Consider the following 25136-nt stretch of genomic DNA (forward strand, 5'->3'; position numbering starts at 1 on the left):
GACCTCCGGTTGGTATTCACTGACTGGAAGCGGGTGCTCTTCGATGAATGTTCCTTTGTGGGCCTGGTTGGCCGTCCTTGGCGTGATCGTCCTGATGCTGGCGGTAGACCTGTTCGCCCACCGCAAAGCGCACGTGATCGGCGTCCGTGAAGCGGCCCTGTGGTCCGCCGTCTGGGTCGCGTTCGGCGTCGGCTTCGGCGTGCTGGTGTGGCAGCTGTACGGGGCCGAGTTCGGCCAGCAGTACTTCGCCGGCTACCTGATCGAAAAATCCCTGGCCGTGGACAACGTCTTCATCTGGGCCATCGTCTTCACGTATTTCGCGGTACCCCGCGAGTACCAGCACCGGGTGCTGTTCCTCGGTGTCCTGGGCGCCCTGGTCTTCCGCGGCATCTTCATCGCCGCGGGCTCCGCCATCATCGCCAGCGCCGGGTGGGTGCTGTACCTCTTCGCGGCGTTCCTGCTCTTCACCGGCTACCGGATGATCCGCCAGCGCAACGACCACCCCGAACCGGAGAAATCCCGGGCGCTGAAGCTCTTCCGCCGGTACGTGCCCATGACCGACAAGTTCCACGGACAGAAATTCCTGGTCCGAAAGGACGGGCTGGTGCTGGCTACCCCGCTGCTGGCCGTCCTGGCCCTGGTCGAGGTCACGGACATCATCTTCGCCGTCGACTCGATCCCCGCGATCTTTGCGGTCACCGACGAGGTGTTCCTGGTCTTCACCGCCAACGCCTTCGCGATCCTTGGCCTCCGCGCCATGTACTTCCTGCTCGCCGACCTGATGCACCGGTTCATCTACCTCAAGATCGGCCTGGCGCTCGTGCTGGTCTGGGTCGGCATCAAGATGCTGCTCAAGATCGACATCTACTACATCCCCACCCCGCTGTCCCTGGGCGTCATCGCGACGATCCTCGGGGTGTCCATCGGTGCGAGCCTTTGGGCCACCCGCGGCCAGGAGCGCAAGGCTCCGGCGGGGCCGGTGCACGCTCCGTTCGGGACGGCGACGGCCGCGGAAATCGCCGAGTTGGAACCACTGTGGCGGCGGGGCCGAGTTGGGAGCAACCCCACGACGGCGCGGGGCGGGGACGCGGGGGAGCGCGGCGCTGAGGCGTCCGACGTCGTCCCGGCCGACGCCGGAGAGCGCCGCACCGACGAATCCGGTGCAGGGGAATCCGGGAGCGGCACGAACGCGTCCGCGGAAAGTGAGCGCAGGTGAACGACGGCGTGCAACCTCCGCTGCCCCCGACGCCGTCCGCATCTTTGCGCCCGGCCTGGACCTTCCTCACGAACCACGGGCACGTCCTGCTGGCCGTGGCGGCGGACCCGGAAGCCCGCGTCACCGACATCGCTGCCAGGGTCGGGATCACCACCCGCTCCACCCTGCAGATCCTCAAGGACCTCGAAGACACGGGCTACCTGCACCGGAGGCGGGACGGGCGGCGGACGCGCTATGCCATCGAACCCCACCAGCACTTCCGCCACCCCGCTGTGGCAGGTGGGGAAATCGACGGACTGATCGGCCTGTTTTCACCGTCCGCCGTGGCGGGGCGGGCGAAAGGCGTCCCGCCGGCCCCGGGGGATTCGTGAACCTGAGGCAGGCCGGCGCTCGGCGGGTCCACCGGCCGGTGCACGTCGATCCGCCGGGGAGGCTCGCGGCGTCCCCGCGGGGACGCACGCGTCCCCGGCGGCCCGGCGTTGCCTGCGCGGACTGTGATCTACTCCATACAGGCTCGACGCCGGCCGGCCGGGTGCTTTGGCTGCGTTCCGGCGGCTGAAATCCGTGCCATTCCGGGGATTATGACGCCCCGCAGGCACCCCCGGAGGCCGATTTGTTCCCGGTCAGGTTCGTGTGTAAAGTAGTTCGAGTCGCCGCCGCTGAAGCGGAAAGATAGCGACCGACCCCCTGATAAACGGCCTGGAAATGGCGTGGAATGTTGCGCGCTGATTCATGGTGGGGGCCCTGTTCGTGGGTTTGGGAATCGCGGTAACGCTGGTTTGCAAAGTGTCAGGGACTCGGGTAAGTTTGAAAAGTTGCTCCGGAGCGATCCTGGACCGTTGGGTTTGGGTGGTGCCGGGTGTGTCTGTTGTTTGAGAACTCAATAGTGTGCCAAGTTTGTTGATACCAATTTTGTATTGAATTGGTTGATTGTGCCGGATCTGCCACCCCGTGGTTGGGTTCGGTGTTTTTAGCTGGTTTCAAATTTTGTGCAGCCTGGTTCCGCGTTTTCCCGTGGTGCCTGGTTGTGTCTGTTTTTCTTCAACGGAGAGTTTGATCCTGGCTCAGGATGAACGCTGGCGGCGTGCTTAACACATGCAAGTCGAACGATGATCCCAGCTTGCTGGGGGATTAGTGGCGAACGGGTGAGTAACACGTGAGTAACCTGCCCTTAACTCTGGGATAAGCCTGGGAAACTGGGTCTAATACCGGATATGACTCCTCATCGCATGGTGGGGGGTGGAAAGCTTTATTGTGGTTTTGGATGGACTCGCGGCCTATCAGCTTGTTGGTGAGGTAATGGCTCACCAAGGCGACGACGGGTAGCCGGCCTGAGAGGGTGACCGGCCACACTGGGACTGAGACACGGCCCAGACTCCTACGGGAGGCAGCAGTGGGGAATATTGCACAATGGGCGCAAGCCTGATGCAGCGACGCCGCGTGAGGGATGACGGCCTTCGGGTTGTAAACCTCTTTCAGTAGGGAAGAAGCGAAAGTGACGGTACCTGCAGAAGAAGCGCCGGCTAACTACGTGCCAGCAGCCGCGGTAATACGTAGGGCGCAAGCGTTATCCGGAATTATTGGGCGTAAAGAGCTCGTAGGCGGTTTGTCGCGTCTGCCGTGAAAGTCCGGGGCTCAACTCCGGATCTGCGGTGGGTACGGGCAGACTAGAGTGATGTAGGGGAGACTGGAATTCCTGGTGTAGCGGTGAAATGCGCAGATATCAGGAGGAACACCGATGGCGAAGGCAGGTCTCTGGGCATTAACTGACGCTGAGGAGCGAAAGCATGGGGAGCGAACAGGATTAGATACCCTGGTAGTCCATGCCGTAAACGTTGGGCACTAGGTGTGGGGGACATTCCACGTTTTCCGCGCCGTAGCTAACGCATTAAGTGCCCCGCCTGGGGAGTACGGCCGCAAGGCTAAAACTCAAAGGAATTGACGGGGGCCCGCACAAGCGGCGGAGCATGCGGATTAATTCGATGCAACGCGAAGAACCTTACCAAGGCTTGACATGGACCGGACCGGGCTGGAAACAGTCCTTCCCCTTTGGGGCCGGTTCACAGGTGGTGCATGGTTGTCGTCAGCTCGTGTCGTGAGATGTTGGGTTAAGTCCCGCAACGAGCGCAACCCTCGTTCCATGTTGCCAGCGCGTAATGGCGGGGACTCATGGGAGACTGCCGGGGTCAACTCGGAGGAAGGTGGGGACGACGTCAAATCATCATGCCCCTTATGTCTTGGGCTTCACGCATGCTACAATGGCCGGTACAAAGGGTTGCGATACTGTGAGGTGGAGCTAATCCCAAAAAGCCGGTCTCAGTTCGGATTGGGGTCTGCAACTCGACCCCATGAAGTCGGAGTCGCTAGTAATCGCAGATCAGCAACGCTGCGGTGAATACGTTCCCGGGCCTTGTACACACCGCCCGTCAAGTCACGAAAGTTGGTAACACCCGAAGCCGGTGGCCTAACCCCTTGTGGGAGGGAGCTGTCGAAGGTGGGACTGGCGATTGGGACTAAGTCGTAACAAGGTAGCCGTACCGGAAGGTGCGGCTGGATCACCTCCTTTCTAAGGAGCACCTACAGCAACCCTGCCCCGTGTATGCGGGTGTGGTGGTGTTGTCAGGAGTAGGCCCGTTGCGCAGGCGTTTGTTCTGCGGCGGGTGCTCACGGGTGGAATATCAGCAAATAGCGGCCGCGTGGTTTTGTTCTTGCCCAGTACGGATGCTCTTGAGTGTCCTGGAACGGCGGGGGCGGGGGTTGTGCGGTTTAGTGTTTGGCACACTGTTGGGTCCTGAGGCAACAGGACCGGGGATTGAAAAGTTCCCGGGACTTGTGTTTCTGGTTTCCCGGCTGCAGCGAGCATGCACTGGTGGGTCCTTTCGGGGGTCCGGGTGTGTGGGGTGTGTGGTATGGGGTTGTTGTTTGAGAACTACATAGTGGACGCGAGCATCTTTTATAAGAAGCAATTTCCAAGAAATATGAACCTGGATCTGTGCTGTTGCTGCGGTGGTGCCCTGTTTGGGTGTTGTTGTGGTGATGGTGTGGTTTCCGTGGTTTTCTCGAAAATTACTCCTTGATCTTTTGTGGTCAAGTTTTTAAGAGCACACGGTGGATGCCTTGGCATTAGGAGCCGAAGAAGGACGTAGGAATCTGCGATAAGCCTGGGGGAGTCGATAACCGGACTGTGATCCCAGGGTGTCCGAATGGGGAAACCCCGCCAGACGCGCGAGTGATCTGGTGACCCGCATCTGAACACATAGGGTGCGTGGAGGGAACGCGGGGAAGTGAAACATCTCAGTACCCGCAGGAAGAGAAAACAATAGTGATTCCGTTAGTAGTGGCGAGCGAACGCGGATCAGGCTAAACCGTTCCATGTGTGATAGCCGGCGGGCGTTGCATGGTCGGGGTTGTGGGACTTTCCGTTCTGTCTCTGCCGGGACAGTGGGGTGAGAGCATGTGCATAGGTGAACGGTCTTGAAAGGCCGGCCAGAGAGGGTGTGAGCCCCGTAACCGAAATGTAGTGTGCCGCCTGGGAAGTATCCCAAGTAGCACGGGGCCCGAGAAATCCCGTGCGAATCTGTCAGGACCACCTGATAAGCCTAAATACTCCCTAATGACCGATAGCGGACCAGTACCGTGAGGGAAAGGTGAAAAGTACCCCGGGAGGGGAGTGAAACAGTACCTGAAACCGTGTGCTTACAATCCGTCGGAGCAACCGCAGCTTGCTGTGTAGTTGTGACGGCGTGCCTTTTGAAGAATGAGCCTGCGAGTTAGTGTTACGTCGCGAGGTTAACCCGTGTGGGGAAGCCGTAGCGAAAGCGAGTCTGAACAGGGCGTTGCAGTGGCGTGATCTAGACCCGAAGCGAAGTGATCTACCCATGGCCAGGTTGAAGCGACGGTAAGACGTCGTGGAGGACCGAACCCACTTCAGTTGAAAATGGAGGGGATGAGCTGTGGGTAGGGGTGAAAGGCCAATCAAACTTCGTGATAGCTGGTTCTCCCCGAAATGCATTTAGGTGCAGCGTTGCGTGTTTCTTACCGGAGGTAGAGCTACTGGATGGCTAATGGGCCCTACAAGGTTACTGACGTCAGCCAAACTCCGAATGCCGGTAAGTGAGAGCGCAGCAGTGAGACTGTGGGGGATAAGCTTCATAGTCGAGAGGGAAACAGCCCAGACCACCAACTAAGGCCCCTAAGCGTGTGCTAAGTGGGAAAGGATGTGGAGTTGCGAAGACAACCAGGAGGTTGGCTTAGAAGCAGCCATCCTTAAAAGAGTGCGTAATAGCTCACTGGTCAAGTGATTCCGCGCCGACAATGTAGCGGGGCTCAAGTACACCGCCGAAGTTGTGGCATTCAGATATTAGCTAAGCCCTTGTGGTTCAGGCGTCTGGATGGGTAGGGGAGCGTCGTGTGGGCAGTGAAGTCGCGGTGTAAACCAGCGGTGGAGCCTACACGAGTGAGAATGCAGGCATGAGTAGCGAAAGACGGGTGAGAAACCCGTCCGCCGAATGATCAAGGGTTCCAGGGTCAAGCTAATCTGCCCTGGGTAAGTCGGGACCTAAGGCGAGGCCGACAGGCGTAGTCGATGGACAACGGGTTGATATTCCCGTACCGGCGAAAAACCGCCCATGCTGAACAGGGGATACTAACCGCCCGAGACCTGCCCGATCACCCTTGTGGTGTGAGGGTTTTGGTGGAGCGCGGGACCTGATCCTGGGAGGCAAGCGTATTAACAGGTGTGACGCAGGAAGGTAGCCGAGCCGGGCGATGGTTGTCCCGGTCTAAGGATGTAGGGCGAACGGTAGGCAAATCCGCCGTTCATGATGCCTGAGACCCGACGGGACCCCCGTATGGGGGGATTCGGTGATCCTATGCTGCCTAGAAAAGCATCGACGCGAGGTTTTAGCCGCCCGTACCCCAAACCGACACAGGTGATCAGGTAGAGAATACTAAGGCGATCGAGAGAATTATGGTTAAGGAACTCGGCAAAATGCCCCCGTAACTTCGGGAGAAGGGGGGCCCCCATCGTGATGGACACTAGCTGTCCGGAGCGTGCAGGGGCCGCAGAGACCAGGGGGAAGCGACTGTTTACTAAAAACACAGGTCCGTGCGAAGTCGCAAGACGATGTATACGGACTGACTCCTGCCCGGTGCTGGAAGGTTAAGAGGACCGGTTAGCCGCAAGGCGAAGCTGAGAATTTAAGCCCCAGTAAACGGCGGTGGTAACTATAACCATCCTAAGGTAGCGAAATTCCTTGTCGGGTAAGTTCCGACCTGCACGAATGGAGTAACGACTTCCCCGCTGTCTCAACCATAAACTCGGCGAAATTGCAGTACGAGTAAAGATGCTCGTTACGCGCAGCAGGACGGAAAGACCCCGAGACCTTTACTATAGTTTGGTATTGGTGTTCGGAGTGGCTTGTGTAGGATAGGTGGGAGACGTTGAAGCCCGGACGCCAGTTCGGGTGGAGTCATCGTTGAAATACCACTCTGGTCACTTTGGACATCTAACTTCGGCCCGTAATCCGGGTCAGGGACAGTGCCTGATGGGTAGTTTAACTGGGGCGGTTGCCTCCTAAAAAGTAACGGAGGCGCCCAAAGGTTCCCTCAGCCTGGTTGGCAATCAGGTGTCGAGTGTAAGTGCACAAGGGAGCTTGACTGTGAGAGAGACATCTCGAGCAGGGACGAAAGTCGGGACTAGTGATCCGGCGGTACATTGTGGAATGGCCGTCGCTCAACGGATAAAAGGTACCTCGGGGATAACAGGCTGATCTTGCCCAAGAGTCCATATCGACGGCATGGTTTGGCACCTCGATGTCGGCTCGTCGCATCCTGGGGCTGGAGTAGGTCCCAAGGGTTGGGCTGTTCGCCCATTAAAGCGGTACGCGAGCTGGGTTTAGAACGTCGTGAGACAGTTCGGTCCCTATCCGCTGCGCGCGCAGGAAATTTGAGAAGGGCTGTCCTTAGTACGAGAGGACCGGGACGGACGAACCTCTGGTGTGTCAGTTGTACTGCCAAGTGCACCGCTGATTAGCTACGTTCGGATGGGATAACCGCTGAAAGCATCTAAGCGGGAAGCTCGCTTCGAGATGAGATTTCCATACACCTTGTGTGTGAGAGGCCCCCAGCCAGACCACTGGGTTGATAGGCCGGATGTGGAAGCGAGGACTAACGACTCGTGAAGCTGACCGGTACTAATAGGCCGATAACTTACACCACACACTTCCCCGCGTGAACGGATTCAAAAGACGTTCACACCAGCGGAGAAGTACAAAGAAACAAGACTGCTTGCGTCCACTATGTGGTTCCCAACCAACAAACCCGCCACGGGCACGTTGCACGGAAACCCACAGCTGAATAACAACACCACAACTGCACCACCAATGCAGCGAACATGTTGTAACCACCAGATTTCCCACCCCGGAAACGCCCCGAACAAGGGCCGGACCAGGGCGCGGACACAGGGTTACGGCGGTCATAGCGTGGGGGAAACGCCCGGTCCCATTCCGAACCCGGAAGCTAAGACCCACAGCGCCGATGGTACTGCACCCGGGAGGGTGTGGGAGAGTAGGTCACCGCCGGACAACCATTACAGCCAGGCCCCGACACACACGTGTCGGGGCCTGAGCTCTTTAAACACCCACACCACCACCAAACCCTCCCGCACAAGAGACGCCCAAAACCGGCACCCTCCCACACCAGAGACGCCCACCACCCACACCCTCCCGCCGAACCTGCCCGCAAGCCACCAACCCTCCCGCAGCACCGGTACCCATCATCGCGACGCTCCCGCAGAAACGGCATCCGATCAAGGAGCGCTGCCGGAGACCAAGACTCCTGCACGGGCCCTGCAGACGATGGCTGCCGCCGCCGGCACGCAGCAATTGCCGGAGCGTCGCGCTAAAGCCGGTCAAAAGTGCGGGAGCGTCGGTCAGGGGCGTGCCACGTCTGCGGGAGCGTCGGTCAGGGGCGTGCCACGACTGCGGGAGCGTCGGGGAGGGACGGAACACCGGCTGGCCCTCCAACGTTGATTACCCTTGAGTAGCTTGAACCAACCAACTCGGGAGACCCCATGACTGCACGGACCATTGTCATCACCGGCGCCAGCGACGGGATCGGCGCGGCCGCGGCCCGGACCCTCGCCGCGCAAGGCGAGCACGTCGTCGTCGTCGGGCGTTCCGCAGAGAAAACCGAGCGCATCGCGACGGAGACCGGGGCGGACTATTTCGTCAGCGACTTCGCCGACCTGGCGCAGGTGCGCCGGCTCGCCGCGCAACTGAAGGAGAAATACCCGCGGATCGACGTCCTGGCGAACAACGCCGGCGGCATCATGGGTGCCCGGCAGCTCACCGTGGACGGCCACGAGAAGACCTTCCAGATCAACCACCTAGCACCGTTCCTGCTGACCACCGAGTTGCTGGACACTCTCACCGCCAGCAAGGCCACGGTCATCAACACCTCCAGCGCCGCCAACTCGCTCTACGGGCGGCTGGACATCGACGACTTGGAGCTCGCGAACAAGTACTCCGCCAACCTCGCCTACGGCAACGCGAAGCTGGAGAACATCCTCTTCACGGCCGAACTGCACAACCGTTACCACGCGGCAGGCATCTCGACGGCGGCGTTTCACCCCGGCGTGGTGGCTACCAACTTCGCCGCAGACACCACCAGCCCCTTCCGCTTTATGTACCGGAGTTTTCTCAACAGGTTCATGCTGTCCCCGGAGCAGGGCGCAGACACCCTGGTGTGGCTTACCACGGCCGTCCCGGGGCAGGACTGGGTACCCGGCGCCTACTACGCCAAACGGGCGCTGGCGAAGGCCAACAAGCAGGCCTACGACGCGGAGCTGGCCCGGGAGTTGTGGGAGCGCAGCGCCGCAATGGTGGCCCAGGACTCTGACAGGCTCGACCCCCGCGGCTAAGCCTGGCCCCGATCAAAGGAATCGTGGGATAGCATTTCCCTGCCCCTCGCCGACACGCGGCCGAGGGCTTCTATTGGGGGAGTGCTCGAAGGTGCGCCTGAAGAAACTGATTATTGCCTCGCTGGCGGCCAGTGCCGTCGTCCTGAGCGGCACGGCCGTGCCGGCTTCTGCCGCGCCAGCGCCGAAGTCATACAAGAACTGCACCGAGCTCAACAAGGTGTATCCGCACGGGGTCGGCCGCAAGGGTGCGCGGGACAAAACTAGCGCCACGCGGGTCACTACCTTCCGCGTGGACAACACCCTGTACAGCTACAACGACGGCGGCGCCGTCCGGCACCGCGGCGAGTACGACCTCGACCGTGACAACGACGGCATCGCCTGCGAGAAGCGCTAACCCGAGCCGGGCGCACAGCCCCGGCCAGGCGGTTGGGGTCCCGCTCCTGACGTTCCCGCCCGGTTCTTAGGACGGGCTGGCCGAAGGATCCGTGCCAGCCCGGGCCGCAGCCTCCAGTTGAAGGGCTGCGGCGGCGGAGAACTGGGCGGGAGCGTCACGCCCACGTCTGCGGGAGCTGCGGGAGCGTCACGCCTGCGTCTGCGGGAGCTGCGGGAGCGATGCGCCCACGTCCGCGGGAGCTGCGGGAGCGATGCGCCCACGTCTGCGGGAGCTGCGGGAGCGTCGCGCCTGAAGGCTCAGGAGCTGCGGGAGTGTCAGGGCTGGCTAACCCGCGGCTTCGACCTTGTCGATGGCCGTCAGGGCGCTTTCCATGGTGCCGGCCAAGTCGCTGGCCGGGGCGGGCTTGGCGAACAGGTAGCCCTGCAGCGAGTCGCAGCCCAGGTCCATCAGGTACTTGGCCTGCGCCGGGGTCTCGATGCCCTCGGCCGTGACCTTCAGGCCCAGGTTCTGCGCGGCGCTGATCATGGTGCGGAAGAACGGCAGGTGCTCCTTGCCGGTCTTGATCATCGCGACAAAGGACCGGTCGATTTTGACGTTGTCCAGCGGCAGTTCCTTCAGCCGGCCCAGCGTTGAGTAACCCGTACCGAAGTCGTCCATCGCGATCCGGACGCCGGCCTCGCGCAGCTGCGCCAGCTGGCGCAGCACGTCCGAGTCGGCGTCGAAGAACACGCTTTCGGTCAGCTCGAGCATCAGCTGGCGCGGGTTCACCCCGGTGGAGGCGACGATGCCCAGCACGTCGGTAGCGAAGTCGCGCTGCTGGAACTGTAGGCCGGAGACGTTTACGGCCACGCTGTATGCGGCGTCGCCGGCCAGCCAGGGCCGGATCTCGGCGCAGGCCCGGCGCATGACCTCGTCCCCGATCTCACGGATCAGGCCGCTTTGCTCGGCCACCGGCAGGAACTGGTTGGGCGGTACCAGCTTGCCGTGCCGTTCCCAGCGCGCGAACGCCTCGAACTGCACCACGGCGCCGAGTCCGGGGGACACCACCGGCTGGTAGTGGACCGAGATCTGGCCCAGCTCCACCGCCTGCCGGAGCCCGGTCTCGCCCTGGGCCTTGTGCGCGGCCGTGTTCAGCATCTCCGGGCGGAACTGCAGCCAGGTGTTCTTCCCCGCCGCCTTGGCAGCCGTCATGGCCGAGTCCGCCTGCCGCAGCAGTTCCGCGCCGTCAAGCGTCTGCGGCGTCTTGGACGCCAGTCCCATGCTCACCCCGGGCCGCACCAGCGAGCCGCCGACCCGTGCCGGGACGTACAGGGACTCGGAGATCCGCTTCGCCACGGCGCCGGCGTTCAGGCACTCGGTCAGCAGCACCACGAACTCGTCGCCGCCCAGCCGGGCCACGGTGTCGTGCGGCCGGACGCAATTGCGCAGCCGGCTGGCGACCTCCACCAGCAGCTCGTCCGCGGCGGAGCGGCCCAGCATGTCGTTGTAGCTCTTGAAGTCGTCCACGTTCAGGAGCAGCACGTCCACCGGTTCCGGCCGGCGCAGTGCCGCTCCGAGGCGTTCGTTGAACAGCGTCCCGTTGGGCAGTCCGGTCAGCGTGTCCCGCAGCACGGCCGCCTTGAGCTGGTCGTCCTGCTCGGCGGGCGAGAGCCGGGGAAGGACGCCCGTGGTACCGGGCACCAGTTCGGCCTCCAGTTCGCTGAACGTCCGACGGCGCGGAGCGGCTCCCGCTGCGGCGGCCCCCGCCGGCGTGCCGCCGTCGGGCAGGACTGGGGACCGATTAGCAGCAGACTGCGCGGCGCCCGACTGTGCGGCCAGGGCGTGCTGACCCCGGCCCACAGCGGGGCGGATGGCGACGGCGATGGTGCCGGCCGGAGCGGCGGCACCCCCCGCACCGGGCGCGGGGGGAAGCGCAGAGCAGGTGATTTCCAGCGGGAACTCGGAAGCATCGCCGCGGCGGCCAGCGCCGGTGAAAGGCGTCCGCGCGGCGTCCGCCGGACGCTCAAGTCCGGCCAGGACCTGGTGGAAGCCCTCCCGGGAAGCTTCGGTCAGCAGCAACCTGTAGTCCGCGCCCAGCAGCTGCGCCCGGGAGTAGCCGAACAGCTGCTCCGCGGCAGTGTTCAGGAAGGTGATGGACCCGTCAGGGGCCAGCAGCAAGAGGGCGTCGGGGCTGTGCTCCAGCACTGTCTGTGCGAACGCTGCGTCCATGATGTGTGCTGCCCCCAAAGCGATGGTTTTGTGAATGTGGGCGGGCACCGTCGGGAACCGGGTTGAGGTTCGCCGCGGGCCGCGCCTGCTGAAATCATATGTGCTCGGTAGCACAGTTCCGTGCCGCCCGGACGGTATTCCCGAAAGCGTGCGAATGTGTCGTCCGGGTGTCCAGACACCCGTGCTGTCAGGGGGCCACCGCGGCTTCCTGCAACGCCTCCATGGCCTCTCGGGACTGCGCAACGGCTGTCATTAGGTCAGCCGCCGGCACCGGCCGGGAGAACAGGTAGCCCTGCAGGGCATCGCACTCGTGATCCATCAGGTACCGGGCTTGGACGGGCGTCTCGATGCCCTCCGCGGTTACCCTCAGGCCCAGGCTGTGGGCCATGTGGATCATCGAGGTCAGGATCGGGAGCCGCTCCTCGCCGGTGTGCAGCATGGACACAAAAGACTTGTCGATCTTCACCGCGTCCACCGGCAGCTCCTGCAGCCGGCCCAGCGAGGAATATCCGGTACCGAAGTCGTCCAGCGCCACCCGGATACCCGCCGCGCGCAGGCTGATCAGCTGCTGGATCACGTGCGAGGCGGCGTCGAAGAACACGCTCTCGGTGACTTCCAGGACCAGCTGGTGCGGATCCACCCGGCTCCACGCCGCGATGTCCAGCACCCGTTCGGCGAAGTCCTTGTGCTGCAGTTGCACGCCGGAGACGTTCACAGCCAGGGTCCGCCCCGGATCCTCGGCCAGCCAGGGCCGCAGCTCGGTGCAGCTCTGCCGGAGCACCTCAGACCCGATGCCGCGGATCAGGCCGCTGCGTTCCGCGGTCTGGATGAAGCTGTCCGGTGCCATCAGCACCCCGTCGCGTTCCCACCGGGCCAGCGCCTCGTACTGCACCACTTCGCGCCGGTTCGTGGAGATCACCGGCTGGTAGAACACCTTGATCTGGCCCAGTTCGACGGCGCGGCGCAGCCCTGCGGTCAGCTGGGTGCGTTCCAGCAGGGTGGTCAGCATTTCCGGCTGGAAGTGCACGTAGCAGTTCTTGCCGGCTTCCTTGGCGGCGTACATGGCCACGTCCGCCTGGCGGAGCAGCTCGGAGGAGGACACACCCTCCGTTCCGCGGGCCGCCACTCCCAGGCTCAGGCCCGGGCGCATCAGGGTGCCCTCGATGGAGACCGGGGCGTTCAGCGTGGCCACGATCCGCTGCGCCACCGCGTCCGAGTCGTTGCAGCCCACCAGCAGCACCACGAACTCGTCGCCGCCCAGCCGGGCCACGGTTCCGTGCGGGCCCACACAGTTCTGCAACCGGCGGGAAATCTCCACCAGCATCTGGTCCCCGGCGTGGTGGCCCAGAATGTCGTTGACTTCCTTGAAATCGTCCAGGTCCAGCAGGAGCACCGCCACCGGGCCGGGGGACTCCAGCGCGGCTGTGGCCCGCTCGTTGAACAGCATGCGGTTGGCCAGCCCGGTCAGCGGGTCCTGGAACGCGAGGGCCTTGAGCTGGTCAGCCTGCTGGGCCAGCTCGTCGAGGGCCCGGCGGGCCTGGTCCTGCGCCACCGTCCGGGACGTCACATCCCGGAAATTCCAGATCCGGCCCACCACTTCGTCGGCGACCTTCTGTGGGCGTGAGTTCAGTTCCACGGTTCGGCCGTCCTGGAACTCGAGCAGGTCGTGGCTGTGCAGCTCATGGTTGGCGTAGAGCTCGGCAACCTTGGCCTTAAAGCAGTCCGGGGCAACCAGCTGCTTGGCGATGAATTTGACCAGGGCGTAGGCGTCCTCCTCCGCCAGGATTTCCCGCGGCATGCCCCACAAGCGCAGATATTGTTCGTTGACGCCGGTGATCTGGCCGCTGTTGGACACCACCACAATGGCGTCCGCCGTCGTCTCCAGCGTCGCGTCCAGCAGCGAGACGGCGTGGCGGCGGCCGGCGTCGTCGTCCTGGCGGTGGGTGGTGTCGCGGACCGCCACCGCCATCGATGTCCCGGCCGGCGTCATGACCAGCGAACAGGTGACCTCCAGCGGGATTTCCCGTCCGTCACGGTGCAGCCCGACCGCGGGGAAGGGCCCCGTCCCCGATGTGCCGGCACGGCCCAGCCGGCTCAGGACCCGAAGGAAGCCGCCGCGTTCGTCTTCCACCAGCAATCGGTGGTGCGCGGCGCCAATCAACTCCTCCTTGGAGTAACCGAACAGGCGCTCCGCCGCGGGATTGAGGTAGGAGATGATCCCGTCGGTGGTGAGCTGCAGCAACGCGTCAGGACCCTGCGTCAGCAGGATTTCCGCCAATCCTTGTTCCACGTCGATGCCACCCCCCCGGCGTACGGTATTCGAAGCCACCGGCAGGGCGGTGGTCAGTAAGCTTCAAGCATCATAGGGCATGAGACCCAAATCACAGCACCGGCTGTGTTCGGGCGGAGGTGTCGTGGCGCAGGCCGGTGATGGTCCCGGCCGATGCGGAGATCGCGGCGGGCAGCCGGTCCGCAGGCTGGGGCCGGGAAAACAGGAATCCTTGCAGGGAATCGCAGCTGCGGCCTATCAGGTATTCGGCCTGTTCCCGGGTCTCGACGCCTTCGGCGGTGACGGTCAGTCCCAGGCCGTGCGCCATGTCGATCATGCAATCCAGGATAGGAAGCCGCTCGGTGTCTTTGTGGATCATGGCGACGAAGGACTGGTCGATCTTGAGCGTGTCCACCGGAAGATCCTGCAACCGGCCCAGCGAGGAGTAGCCGGTGCCGAAGTCGTCCAGCGCCACCCGGACGCCGGCGCGGCGGAGTTGCACGAGCTGGCGCTGGACCTGGCAGTCGTCGTCGAAGAAGACACTCTCGGTGACCTCCAGGACCAGCTGGTGCGGATCCACCCCGCAGGAGCCGGCGGTGGCGAGCAGCAACTCGGGAAAATTTCCCTGCTGCAGCTGCACGCCGGAGACGTTGACGGCGAGGGAGCGGATGGGATCCGCGGAGAGCCAGGGCTCCAGCTCGGTGCAGCCGCGCAGCAGAACCTCGGCGCCGATGTCGACGATCAGGCCGCTGCGCTCCGCCGCGGGGATGAACTGGTGCGGGGGGACCAGGACACCGTCGCGCTTCCAGCGCGCCAGCGCCTCGACCTTGACCACCGTGCCCAGCCCCGTGGAGACGATCGGCTGGTAGTGCACCGCGATCTCCCCGCTGTCGACGGCAGCCCGCAGCCCGGCTTCGAGGTCGGTGCGTTCAAGCAGGGCGGTCATCATTTCCGGGCGGAAGCGCAGGTAGCGGTTCTTGCCGGCGGTCTTCGCCGCGTACATGGCGATGTCGGCGCGGCGGAGCAACTCGGAGGCGTCGACGGCGTCCTCGCTGATGGACGCCAGGCCCAGGCTCAGGCCGGGCCTCAGCATGGTGCCGTCGATCCAGACCGGGAGCTTGAGGGATTCGACGATCCGTTCGGCAGCTGCGTCGGCGTCGAGCGAACCGACCAGCAGGACCACGAACTCGTCGCCGCCCAGCCGTGCTACAACGTCGCTGGGCCGGACGCAGGCGCGTAGCCGGCGGCCCACTTCGATCAGCATCTGGTCGCCGGCATGGTGGCCGTGGACGTCGTTGACCTCCTTGAAGTCGTCCAGGTCCAGCAGCAGGACATCAACGGCGGTCCCGAACGGTCCGGCGAGGGCGTGCTCCAGGGAGTCGTTGAAGAGCTGGCGGTTGGAAAGCCCGGTCAGCGGATCCTGGAATGCGAGGGCTTTCAGCTGGCTGGCCTGTTGCGCGAGGTCGGCCATCGCCTGGCTAATCTGCTCCTGGGCGCGCCGGGCTCCGGTGACGTCGCGGAAGCTCCAGACGCGGCCCACCACCTGGTCTCCGACCTTCTGCGGGCGCGAATACCGTTCAAAGGTGCGTCCGTCGCGGAACTGCAGCACGTCGTGGCTCTCTGCTTCCGGTTCGGCGTAGAGGGCCGTGACCTTGGCCAGGAACGGCTCGGGGTCTTGCAGTTGGCCCAGCACGGAGCCCATGACGGAATCGTCGTCGCCGGTGTCCACGAGCTCGCGCGGGATGCCCCACATGGTGAGGAACTGGTTGTTGACGGAGGAGATCCGGCCCTCGGCACTGACCACCAGGATGCCGTCCGCCGTGGACTCCAGCGTGGCGGAGAGCAGGGACAGCGCTTCGCGGAGCCGGCTGTCCTCTTCGGCGCGCGCGGAAGTGCTCACGCGGCCGAAACCGAACAAATCTGAGACCAACGTTGGTGCATGGTGAATCCTCCCCTCAGAAATCATAGGGGGCGTGGCGCGGCCCGAACGCCACGGGGCGGCGGCCCGGCGGGTTACGGCGCTCCCGCTGGGCCCGCCTGCTCAGTCGGCGGCGCCGAGGTAGCCGCAGCCGATCACGGAGATTTTCACAGGGTTGCTCCTCTGCTGGCAATGCCGGGGGCGGTGGCACCGGGGCTGGTGGCGCCGCGGCCGGTTGAGCGGGCGTTGGTTGCGCCTGGGCTTGTTGAACCGGCCAGGACGGCTTCGTAGTGCCGCACCAGTTCCTCGCCCAGCGCGTGCCAGGTCCGGCCCTGGACCGAGGCGTGTGCCGCGGCGGCGAAAGCGCGGCGCTTGGCGTCGTCGCCGGTCAGGTCCGCCACCCGGGACCGCAGCGCGGCGAGGTCGCCCGGTTCATAAAGCCAGCCGGTCCGTGAATTCTTCACCAGGTCCAGCGGGCCGCCGCGGCCGGTAGCGACCACCGGGACCCCCGACGCCATGGCTTCCTGGATGGTCTGGCAGAAGGTCTCGAACTCGCCGGGGTGGACGAAGAGGTCAAACGACGCGACGGCCCGGGCCAGTTCCTCGCCGCCGAGGAACCCGGTGAAGACTGCGTCCGGGAGCGCGGCCTCGAGCGCCTCCCGCTGCGGCCCGCCGCCGACGATCACCAGCCGCGTGCCGGGCAGATCGGCGAGTACCGCCAGGTCCTCAACCTGCTTCTCGACCGCGAGCCGGCCGACGTAGCCGATGATGCGCTCGCCGCCGGGGGCCACGGAGGCCCGCCACGCGTCGTCGCGCTTCCCGGGACTGAACTGCCGGGTGTCCACGCCGCGCCGCCACATGTGGACCCGCGGAATGCCGCGGCCCAGGAACTGGTGCCGCGCAAAGGTGGACGGAACCAGGGTGCGCGTCGCGAGCAGGTGGATCTGCTCCACCCGGTTCCAGGCCCAGTTTTCCAGGAACGGGACGCCGTAGCGCGCCGCGTAGCCAGGGACCTCGGTCTGGTAGATGGCAACGATGGGGATGCCCAGCTGGTGCGCGGCCTGGGCTGCCCGCCAGCCGAGCACGAATGGCGACGCGAGGTGGACGACGTCGGGGGCGTAGTCGGCAAGGATTCGCTTGACCCGGGCCACACCGCCCAACGCCACCCGTACGTTGCTGTAGCCGGCCAACGGTACGGAAGGCAGCCGGTGGACTTGGGCGCCATGGACCTCGGCGGGCACAGCGGTGTCCTGCGTGGACGGTGCGATCACCAAAACCTCGTCGCCGCGGGTCTGCAGGTGCTCCAGGACCCTCAGGATGGAGTGCGTGACCCCGTTCATCTGCGGCAGGAATGATTCGGCGACTAGTGCGATCCTCACGCCTCCACCGTGGTCCCGGCGGCTGACGGTGCGGGGTCTCCGGTGTGGCGAACGGGGGAAGCGTGGGTGAACAGGCAGGTACGGGGGCTGGGTCCCGCGGCTGCCCCGCGCGGTTCATGCGGAAGGGCCGGCGTCAGCGGCGCGGTTCGTGCCGCAACACGTCCGGGAGTTCGTCCACGTAGACCGTCTGCGGCGGCTCGTAGTAGATCACCAGCACCTCGTCCCCGACGGCGAAGACGCTCTCCTTGTCGAACGGGTGGGCGTGGAAGGCACTCGTCCCGCCGCGGAACGGCAGCATGACCTCCCCGATGATGCCCGGCGCCACCCTCCCGGTCACCCGGCCGATCCTGCCGGTCAGGCTCCGGTCGACGTTCCTAGGCATCCGGGGCTTTCGGCGGCTGCTTGGCTGGCTGCCGGCCGTCCTTCAACGCCGTCCGCAGCGCAGGGAGGTAGTCGCCGACCTGCGCCAGAATGCCGCCAATCATCCGGTTGATGCCCTCTCCGCCGTTGAGGACGGTGAGCTGCCCGACGTGGGCGAACGGCTCGGCGGCCGCCGCGATGATGGCGGGCATGTTTTCGGCCAGCTGCTGCGAAATGACGGCGTCCTGGTTGGTGCCGAGGGCCTCGCCGCGGGCCTTGATGCCCTCGGCCTCGGCCAGCGCTTTGGCCTTGATCGACGACGCCGTCGCGTCACCGCGCGCTTTCGTGGCGGCGGCCTCCGCTTCACCGGTGACACGGGTGGCGCCCGCGGCAGCCGCGGCCGCCGTCGCGTTGGCCTGCGCCTGGAGTTCGGTGCGGCGGGCGTTGACCTGCGCCTCGAGTTCGGTGCGGCGGGCCAGCGCTTCGGCCGCGCTGATGTCTGCGGATTTCTGCCCCTCGGCCTCGGTGCGCTTGGCGTAGGCCTTGGCGTCCGCGGGCTTGCGGATCGTGGTCTGGAGCTTTTGTTCCTCGCGGTCGGCCTCAAGTTTGGCCACCTCGGTTTCCTGCACCACCACCTGCTGCCGCGCGGTGGCTTCGGCGAGCGGTCCGGCCTGGGCGGCGTTGGCCCGGGCCCGTTCGGCGTTGGCCTGCGCCTCCGACTGTTTGATCGCGGACAGGCTCTGGGCGTCGGCGATTTGCGCGGCCGCCTCCGCCTCCCGCTCGGCAGCCTCGCGGTTCCGGGTGGCCTCGGCGATTCGGGCTTCCATCTTCACCTGGGCGATGTGCGGCTTGGCGATGTTCTGGATGTAGCCGGTGGGGTCCTGGAGGTCCTTGATCTGGAGCGAGTCCACCACCAAACCGAGCTTTTCCATCTCCACCCCGCTGGCGCTGCGGACCTGCGAGCCGAGCTTGTCGCGCTCGCGGATGATCTCCTCCACGGTCATGCTGCCGATGATGGAGCGCAGGTGTCCTTCGAAGACGTTGTAGACCTGGCTCTGCATCTTGGGCTGCTGGCCGAGGAACCGGCGCGCGGCGTTCGCGATGAACGGCGGCGCGTCCCCGATCTTGTAGATCACCACGCCCTCCACGATCACCTGGATGCCCTGGGAGGTGACGCAGGAGACCTTGAGTTCCGTCTCGTTCAGGGTCAGGGACAGCGTCCGCACGGTTTGCAGCCCGGGGAACACCAGCGCCCCCTTGCCGGTGACGATCTTGAAGTCCATGCCGTCCCGCGTCTCGAGGGTTCCGCGGGTCAGGCCGGAAATGATCAGGGCCTCGTTCGGTTCCGCCACCTTCCACATCAGCTTGACCGCCACCCAGATGACGGCGACGACGACGAGCGCCCCGGCGAGGACCGCGAGGAACGGGATAAACGCTGACAAGTCCGGCATGGCAACCCTTTCACGTCGGTGGGTCAGGCCAGTGTGAGCCGCCGCCGCTGAATAAGTCCAGCATTTGGTGACTCAGCTTTAGCTGGCCGGAACAGGCGGCCGGAACAGCTGGCCGGAACAGCTGGTAGGAACAGCAGCGGGAACCGCGGCGGCCGGGACCCCGGCGTCGTACGCACGACGCACGGCAACCGGAGGGGCAAAAGGAAGCTGGTGCGGACCCCACAAAGCTCCAGGTGCCCGCACCAGCAGGTAGTACGAATTTGTTGGATTACTGAGAATCTGTCCTCATTCGCGGCTCCCTTTTCCCGGTTCGCTTACCGGGTTTGTGCGTCATCGGCCAGATGCCGCGAAAGCAGCCAGCCGGCGCCAATCATTGCCACGCCCAGCACCATGTGGGTCCAGTTGTCCATGGTGTTGAACGACAGGAAGTTGGCCGCCGACCCCACGCCGACGATCAGCCCGTACACGCTGAGGACGATGTACAGCAGCCCGAAGCCCATCAGGAAGTTCCGGGCTCCCATGCCGTTGCGGGACATGGCCCAGCCGGTGGCGCCGATGGCCAGCTGAACGATGTTCAGCAGCATGGACACCTGGAACAGGCCAAGGAACAGTGCCCTGGAATCAGGCCCGAGGAACCTCAGTTCGCTGTACTGCGTGGTGATGCCCGGGATGAACCCCAGGACGCCCACCACGATAAGGACGATACCCACACCCATGCCGACGTTCTGGACATCTGTCCGTCCGAAATGCACGCCGTGCGCATGTGGGGATGCGGTAGTCATTTTCTGCCTCCAACCACTGATTGCGGACACTTAAAATTTTACGGCGGGGTAGCGGAAAAAGCGCCGCCCCGGGGCCTGCTTCAGCGTTCCTGGCGGCCGGAAATCCGGGGGATTGAGCCTGTCGGAACCCGGCGCGGGGGCGCCCGCGTGGCACCATGGAACACGATGAAACTGCGCGCTGATCAGACCGGGAACCGTGGCCTTCCGATGCCGTTATGGCTGCAAGGGGTGCTGGAGTCCGCGCAGGCCGCCGTGATCTCCGCGCTCGCCGTGATTGCCCCGATCGTCGCGGTCTGGGCCACGGCCGGATTCCGCGACGGCGGCTTTGAATTCCTCGCCCGGCTGTCCGGCCAGGCCTGGCTGCTGATCCACGGCGTTCCGCTGCTGCTGGAAACGGTCGGGGGCGGTACCGCGGTCCGGGCGGAGTCCGGCACCCTGTCGCTGATCCCGCTCGGGCTGACACTCATCCCGTTCCTGCTTGCCTGGCGGGCCGGGCGTCGGCTGGCCCGGGCGTCCTACACGGACCAGCTCTGGCAGGCGCTGCTCGGCTCCTGGCTGATGTACGGCGCGTTCGGGTTCGCCACCGGCTTTGTCTGCCGCACCTCCGAGGTCGGCGTGAGCCTCTGGGCAGCCTCTATCGTTCCGCTGATCCCCGTCGCCCTGGGCATGGTGATCGGCGCCCGCCGGGAAGCAGGCTCCTGGAGCCGGCTGATCGGCGTCGACGCCGTCGCGTGGCTCTCGCGCACCAGCCAGCATTCGCGCTGGGCCGGCTCCTACCTCGGCTCCGCCGCCAAGGCCGGCTTCGTGGCAGCCATGGCCGCCCTGGCGATGGCGGCCGGCCTGCTGGCCGTGGACCTCCTGATCCACTGGAACCTGGTTATTGCCGTCTATGAAGCGCTCGACGCCGGCCCGGTGGGCGGCTCGGCGCTCACCATCGCGCAACTGGGCTACCTGCCGAACCTGGTGGTGTTCGCGCTCGCCTGGACCTCCGGTTCGGGGTTCGCGCTCGGCGCCGGATCGCAGGCCGGGCCGCTGGCCACCGCCGTCGGGCCGCTGCCGTCCATTCCGGTGTTCGCGGCGCTGCCCTCCGGCGCACTCGACTACGGGTTCGTGGCCCTGGTGGTCCCGGCCCTCGCCGGGCTCCTGGCCGGCTGGTGGTTCCTGCGCGAGGGGGAAAACCACTTCGATGAATGGCTCTCCATCAAAGTCAAGGCGCGCTGGTTCACCGCCACCGTCTCCACCCTGGTCCTGGGCGCCATGATCGGCGCCGTGGCGGGGCTGCTCGCGGCGGCACTGGCCTGGCTTGCGCGCGGCTCCGCCGGCATCGGACGGCTCACGGACATCGGCCCGGACCCGCTCACGACGGGCCTGTTCGTGGCGGTGGAAACCGGCGTCGGCGTCGTGATCGGTTATGCCGCCGGCCCCTGGCTGGAACGCCGGCAGAAGCTGCACGAGGCGGAACTGCAACCTGTGGCCGACGCCGACTGAACCGGTGGATTGAGCCGGACGCCTGGGCCGCTTAGCGCAGCTGGGCGGGCAGGGACTTCTCCAGCTCCGTCCGGCAGGCCGAGGCGGCCTGTTCGGTGAGAGCGTGGCGGGCGCACTGCTGGTAGTCCCGGATCTGGGTGAAGAAGACGGCCGAGGCCAGGATGATCAGCACCATCACCACGGAGACCACCAGCCCGGAGAGGGTCCCGAACAGCACCAGGCGGGATTCCTTGAGCTTCAGCGCCCGCACGATCAGCACCACGCCGAGCACCAGGGCGGCCGCGGTGAGGATGGCGGTGAGCCAGAGGTAATTGATGTCCAGCTGGTACACAAAGAACGCCCCGAGCACCACCACGATGAACATGCGGAACAGATTGTGGGTGCGCAGCAGCGACTCTTTGGCCGCCTCGCTCCGTGGGTTCCGGCCCTGCTGGGGTCCGCGGGGCTCTTGGGGGGAATTCATGTTTTCCAGCGTACGCGAGCGGCCCCCTAAGCTAAGTCAATGCGCATAGTTGTCCTTGTCTCCGGCACCGGCTCCAACCTCCAGGCGGTCATCGACGCCGTCAAGTCCGGCGAACTGGACGTGGAGCTCGCCGCCGTCGGCGCGGACCGGCCCGGGACGTACGGGGTGGAGCGCTCCGCGGCCGCCGGGATCCCGACCTTCGTAGTGGACTTCAAGGCCTACCCGAACCGCGCCGCCTGGAACGCCGCCCTCACCGACGCCGTCGCCGCGTACCGGCCCGACGTCGTCGTCTCCTCCGGGTTCATGCGGATTGTCAGCGCGGACTTCATCGGCGCGTTCGGCGGCAAGTACCTGAACACCCACCCGGCACTGCTGCCGGCCTTCCCGGGCGCGCACGGTGTCCGCGATGCCCTGGCCTACGGCGTGAAGGTTACCGGGTGCACGGTGCACTGGGCCGACGCCGGCGTCGACACCGGCCCGATCATCGCCCAGGAGGCCGTGAGCGTGGCGGAGGACGACACCGAGGAGACCCTGCACGAACGGATCAAGATCGTGGAGCGCCGGTTGCTGGTGTCGACGCTGAAGTCGCTCGCCGCCGCTGCCGACTAACCCAGCTGACTAGCAGCAGGGGCCGTTCTGGGCGCTCAAAACGGCCCCTGCTGTGAGTCAGTTGGGTGCATGGGCCGAGGCCTGTGGATAACTCTCCAGGACGCAACGGGGTTTTGCGACGATGGGTGGATGAAAACACCCCGGGCGCTCCCGGCGCCGCTTGGCGAGGCGCCGTTTACCGTGCGAGAGGCCGCCGACGCCGGTGTCAGCCGGCGCCGGCTCAAGCATCGTTCGCTGCACGTACCGAGCCGCGGGATTCGGACGCCGCCCGCCGGTCCCATCGCAGTGAAGCTTCGTGCCCGGCCGCTGACCTTGGTAACGCAATTTTCGGCAGCCTCCCATGCGACGGCTTTCTTGATCTGGGAATTCCCTGGTTTCCTGCCGGGCTCTGACGCTCCGGGTATCCATATTTCCCGGCCGGACTCAATGGCCATACCGCGGCGCAGGGGTGTTATCGGCCACGTTGGGCAGTTCTTCGCCGACGAAATCACCACCATCGACGGCGTTCTGGTCACCACACGGACCAGGACGTGGTTGGACTGTGCCCGGAAGATGAGTGTGGACGAACTTACCGTGGTGGCGGACCACCTGCTGCGCCGTCCGCGGCCGCAGTTTGAATCCCGGGTGGATCCGTATGCCAGCCCGGCTGAGCTGGCCGAGATGCTGGACAGGCACAAGGGCACACCCGGCATTCGAAAGGCCCGCCTCGCTTTGGAGCAGGCCCGGATCGGCGCGGATTCCGCCCCTGAAACCAGGCTCCGGCTCGCGCTGTGCCGTGCTGGACTGCCGGAGCCGAATCTGAACCTGCTCACGGCCCTGCGCCCCGGCGTCCTACGCCAGCCGGACCTCGCCTATCCGGAGTGCAGGGTTGCCGTCGAGTACGAGGGCGATGGGCATTCCGAGACTGCCCAGGTGGTCCGCGACATCACGCGGGAAGAGGACTTCAGTAGCGCTGGCTGGATCCTGGTGCGGATCTCGAGACGGCACATGGAGGACGACGCACGCGCCGCCGTCGCGAAGGTCCGTGCCGCGCTCACCGGCCGCGGATGGCAACCCAAGTAACTGGCAGCAGGGGACGTTTTGAAGGCTCAGAACGTCCCCTGCTGCCAGTTACTTGGGCTGGCGGGCCGGCGGGCCCGTGGGGAGCTATTCCAGGCGGCGCTGCTTGGTCTCCGGGGCGAAGAACGCCATCCAGAGCACCGAGATCAACACCAGGCCGCCGGCTAGCGCGAAGGACGTCGCCAGCCCCAACTCGGGCCACAGGAACGCCGCGAAGACCAGCGGTCCGAAGCCGGCGCCGAGCCGGGAGAACGTCGAGGCCCAGCCGAAGCCTGAGCCGCGCAGCTCGGTCGGGTACAGCTCGGACACGTAGGCGTACAGCACGGGGATGGCCACCTGCACCACGAAACCGAACACCAGCAGCCAGAACACGGCCGCCGTCGGGATGTCCACGACGACGGCGACGATCACGAGGGTCAGCGCCGACAGCGGGCCGGTGACGGCCAGGATCCACTTGCGGCCCGTCCGCTCCACCAGCAGCGCGGCGACCACCACACCCAGCAGGCCGACGGCGGCCATCGACGCCGTCGTGAGGAACGCCTTGTACTCCTCGAAGCCGGCGCCGATCAGGATCCGGGGCATCCAGGTCAGCGACAGGTAGTAGACCAGCAGGATGCTGAAGAACAAGGCCCAGGCCGCCGTCGTAATCTTCCAGTTGAACTGCCAGAGTGCGCGCAACTGCGTCCAGGCGCTGCCGGCGGAAAGCCGGGGCGCGCCCTGGGGCTCGGGCAGGCTGTAGACCCGGGCCTCGGCGCCGGTGGCCGCGACGAGGTCGTCGATCACCGAGGCGGCTTCCTCCCGGCGGCCCTTGCGGATCAGGAACAACGGGGACTCCGGGACGCTGCGCCGGATCCAGAACACCAGCAGCGCGGGCAGCACCATGATCAGCATGGTCAGCCGCCAGTCGGCGTAGACGGCGATGAGTCCGGCCGAGACGAAGCCGCACAACGCCGCGCCGATCGGCCACCAGCCGTCCATCGCCGTGAGGACCCGGCCGCGCTGCTTGCGGGGCGTAAACTCGCCCACCAGCGCGTAATCCACCGGGATGCAGCCGCCCAGGCCGAAGCCCGCCATGAACCGGAACGCGACGAACCAGAGGAAATCGGGGGAGAAGGCGCCCAGCACCGTGAAGATCGAGAAGATCAACAGCGTGGCGGTGAAGGCCTTCGTCCGGCCGATCGTGTCCGCGATGGTGCCCCAGACGAACGCGCCCAGGGCCATGCCGATCAGGTTCGACGTGCCGATCCAGGCCGCGTCGCCCGGGCTCAGGGACCAGTGTGTGGACAGCAGCGGAATGAGGATGCCGTTGAGGGTCACGTCCCACGCGTCGAACATAAAGCCCAGGCCGCCGATCAGGAAAATCCGGCCCTGGACCTTCCACCGCCACGGCAGTTCCTGGACCACCTGTTCGCCGCTGGGCACAGTGGTGTAAGTATTCATCTCGGCCTCCTGGGAAAACTCTACGTGGCGGGGCGCTCCAGCGGGGAAGCTGCACACTCCGGCGCGCGGGGCGCGCCAGCGGGGAAGCTTCACACTCCGGCGCGCGGGCACCCGGCGGGGACCGCCGGAGCCGCGACGCGATAAACTGGCCGCATCCCCACCACCCGCGGCCGCGCCGC

Annotated in this window: 16 protein-coding genes and 3 rRNA genes; 10 read left to right on the plus strand and 9 right to left on the minus strand. The window is 65.4% G+C overall.

All coding sequences use genetic code 11. The annotated features are described in order from the left end of the window. Positions 1-43 precede the first annotated feature (43 nt). The 7 genes from ACUYM2_RS04670 (at position 44) to ACUYM2_RS04700 (ending at position 9531) form a co-directional block, all read left to right on the plus strand. A complete protein-coding gene (locus tag ACUYM2_RS04670) occupies positions 44-1216 on the plus strand; it encodes a TerC family protein (protein WP_481599019.1) in 1173 nt (390 codons plus the stop codon). Then, the gene (locus tag ACUYM2_RS04675) at positions 1213-1587 is read left to right on the plus strand and encodes a MarR family transcriptional regulator (RefSeq protein WP_481599020.1); all 375 of its coding nucleotides are present in this window, start codon (positions 1213-1215) and stop codon (positions 1585-1587) included. Before ACUYM2_RS04670 ends, ACUYM2_RS04675 begins: the two co-directional genes overlap by 4 nt. A gap of 670 nt (positions 1588-2257) precedes the next feature. Next, a 16S ribosomal RNA gene (locus tag ACUYM2_RS04680) occupies positions 2258-3782 on the plus strand. A 519-nt stretch (positions 3783-4301) separates the two neighbouring features. Then, positions 4302-7435 (plus strand): 23S ribosomal RNA (locus ACUYM2_RS04685). Positions 7436-7683: 248 nt separating this feature from the next. Then, positions 7684-7800 (plus strand): 5S ribosomal RNA (gene rrf, locus ACUYM2_RS04690). Together the 16S, 23S and 5S rRNA genes form the textbook arrangement of a ribosomal RNA operon. Before the next feature lie 488 nt (positions 7801-8288). Then, entirely contained in the window at positions 8289-9137 is an 849-nt protein-coding gene (locus ACUYM2_RS04695) for an SDR family NAD(P)-dependent oxidoreductase (protein WP_481599021.1), read from the plus strand. A 91-nt stretch (positions 9138-9228) separates the two neighbouring features. After that, positions 9229-9531 (plus strand): excalibur calcium-binding domain-containing protein, encoded by a 303-nt coding sequence (locus ACUYM2_RS04700; protein WP_481599022.1) that lies wholly within the window; start codon positions 9229-9231, stop codon positions 9529-9531. A 324-nt stretch (positions 9532-9855) separates the two neighbouring features. Here ACUYM2_RS04700 and ACUYM2_RS04705 read toward each other — a convergent pair whose 3' ends face one another. The 7 genes from ACUYM2_RS04705 to ACUYM2_RS04735 all read right to left on the minus strand — a co-directional run bounded on the left by ACUYM2_RS04705 (position 9856) and on the right by ACUYM2_RS04735 (position 19898). Then, complete coding sequence (locus ACUYM2_RS04705; protein WP_481599023.1) at positions 9856-11739, minus strand: putative bifunctional diguanylate cyclase/phosphodiesterase; 1884 nt, start codon at positions 11737-11739, stop codon at positions 9856-9858. Positions 11740-11926: 187 nt separating this feature from the next. Next, on the minus strand, positions 11927-14029 hold the full coding sequence (locus ACUYM2_RS04710; RefSeq protein ID WP_481599024.1) for a putative bifunctional diguanylate cyclase/phosphodiesterase: 2103 nt from the start codon (positions 14027-14029) through the stop codon (positions 11927-11929). A 91-nt stretch (positions 14030-14120) separates the two neighbouring features. Next, positions 14121-15908 (minus strand): putative bifunctional diguanylate cyclase/phosphodiesterase, encoded by a 1788-nt coding sequence (locus ACUYM2_RS04715; protein WP_481599025.1) that lies wholly within the window; start codon positions 15906-15908, stop codon positions 14121-14123. Positions 15909-16093: 185 nt separating this feature from the next. Continuing rightward, the gene (locus ACUYM2_RS04720) at positions 16094-17305 is read right to left on the minus strand and encodes a glycosyltransferase family 4 protein (RefSeq protein ID WP_481599026.1); all 1212 of its coding nucleotides are present in this window, start codon (positions 17303-17305) and stop codon (positions 16094-16096) included. A gap of 133 nt (positions 17306-17438) precedes the next feature. Next, positions 17439-17687, minus strand: coding sequence for a hypothetical protein (locus ACUYM2_RS04725; protein ID WP_481599027.1), 249 nt, complete (start codon positions 17685-17687; stop codon positions 17439-17441). Continuing rightward, complete coding sequence (locus ACUYM2_RS04730) at positions 17680-19116, minus strand: flotillin family protein (protein WP_481599028.1); 1437 nt, start codon at positions 19114-19116, stop codon at positions 17680-17682. The genes ACUYM2_RS04725 and ACUYM2_RS04730 overlap by 8 nt, the downstream gene beginning before the upstream one ends. A gap of 314 nt (positions 19117-19430) precedes the next feature. After that, entirely contained in the window at positions 19431-19898 is a 468-nt protein-coding gene (locus ACUYM2_RS04735; protein ID WP_481599029.1) for a DUF4383 domain-containing protein, read from the minus strand. Between the two features lie 165 nt (positions 19899-20063). On the opposite strand from ACUYM2_RS04735, the gene ACUYM2_RS04740 reads away from it, so the two are divergent. Next, positions 20064-21386: a cell division protein PerM gene (locus tag ACUYM2_RS04740; RefSeq protein ID WP_481599030.1), complete on the plus strand. Its 1323-nt coding sequence runs from the start codon at positions 20064-20066 to the stop codon at positions 21384-21386. Positions 21387-21417: 31 nt separating this feature from the next. Here ACUYM2_RS04740 and ACUYM2_RS04745 read toward each other — a convergent pair whose 3' ends face one another. Next, positions 21418-21849: a hypothetical protein gene (locus ACUYM2_RS04745; protein ID WP_481599031.1), complete on the minus strand. Its 432-nt coding sequence runs from the start codon at positions 21847-21849 to the stop codon at positions 21418-21420. Between the two features lie 39 nt (positions 21850-21888). Here ACUYM2_RS04745 and purN point away from each other — a divergent pair, with 39 nt between their 5' ends. Continuing rightward, positions 21889-22458, plus strand: a complete 570-nt coding sequence (gene purN / locus ACUYM2_RS04750; protein WP_481599032.1) for a phosphoribosylglycinamide formyltransferase — start codon at positions 21889-21891, stop codon at positions 22456-22458. Positions 22459-22587: 129 nt separating this feature from the next. Then, a complete protein-coding gene (locus ACUYM2_RS04755) occupies positions 22588-23520 on the plus strand; it encodes a hypothetical protein (protein ID WP_481599033.1) in 933 nt (310 codons plus the stop codon). 84 nt (positions 23521-23604) lie between these two features. Here the strand turns inward: ACUYM2_RS04755 and ACUYM2_RS04760 are convergent, their stop codons facing one another. Next, complete coding sequence (locus tag ACUYM2_RS04760; RefSeq protein ID WP_481599034.1) at positions 23605-24957, minus strand: MFS transporter; 1353 nt, start codon at positions 24955-24957, stop codon at positions 23605-23607. Between the last annotated feature and the right edge of the window lie 179 nt (positions 24958-25136).

The sequence above is a fragment of the Arthrobacter sp. SD1074B genome, from assembly GCF_056780195.1.

Coding starts and splice junctions, on each gene's coding strand:
- ACUYM2_RS04725 (WP_481599027.1), bottom strand. CDS start 17,687: ATGCCTAGGAACGTCGACCGGAGCCTGACCGGCAGGATCGGCCGGGTG.
- ACUYM2_RS04735 (WP_481599029.1), bottom strand. CDS start 19,898: ATGACTACCGCATCCCCACATGCGCACGGCGTGCATTTCGGACGGACA.
- ACUYM2_RS04705 (WP_481599023.1), bottom strand. CDS start 11,739: ATGGACGCAGCGTTCGCACAGACAGTGCTGGAGCACAGCCCCGACGCC.
- purN (WP_481599032.1), top strand. CDS start 21,889: ATGCGCATAGTTGTCCTTGTCTCCGGCACCGGCTCCAACCTCCAGGCG.
- ACUYM2_RS04745 (WP_481599031.1), bottom strand. CDS start 21,849: ATGAATTCCCCCCAAGAGCCCCGCGGACCCCAGCAGGGCCGGAACCCA.
- ACUYM2_RS04670 (WP_481599019.1), top strand. CDS start 44: ATGAATGTTCCTTTGTGGGCCTGGTTGGCCGTCCTTGGCGTGATCGTC.
- ACUYM2_RS04755 (WP_481599033.1), top strand. CDS start 22,588: ATGAAAACACCCCGGGCGCTCCCGGCGCCGCTTGGCGAGGCGCCGTTT.
- ACUYM2_RS04730 (WP_481599028.1), bottom strand. CDS start 19,116: ATGCCGGACTTGTCAGCGTTTATCCCGTTCCTCGCGGTCCTCGCCGGG.
- ACUYM2_RS04695 (WP_481599021.1), top strand. CDS start 8,289: ATGACTGCACGGACCATTGTCATCACCGGCGCCAGCGACGGGATCGGC.
- ACUYM2_RS04740 (WP_481599030.1), top strand. CDS start 20,064: ATGAAACTGCGCGCTGATCAGACCGGGAACCGTGGCCTTCCGATGCCG.
- ACUYM2_RS04760 (WP_481599034.1), bottom strand. CDS start 24,957: ATGAATACTTACACCACTGTGCCCAGCGGCGAACAGGTGGTCCAGGAA.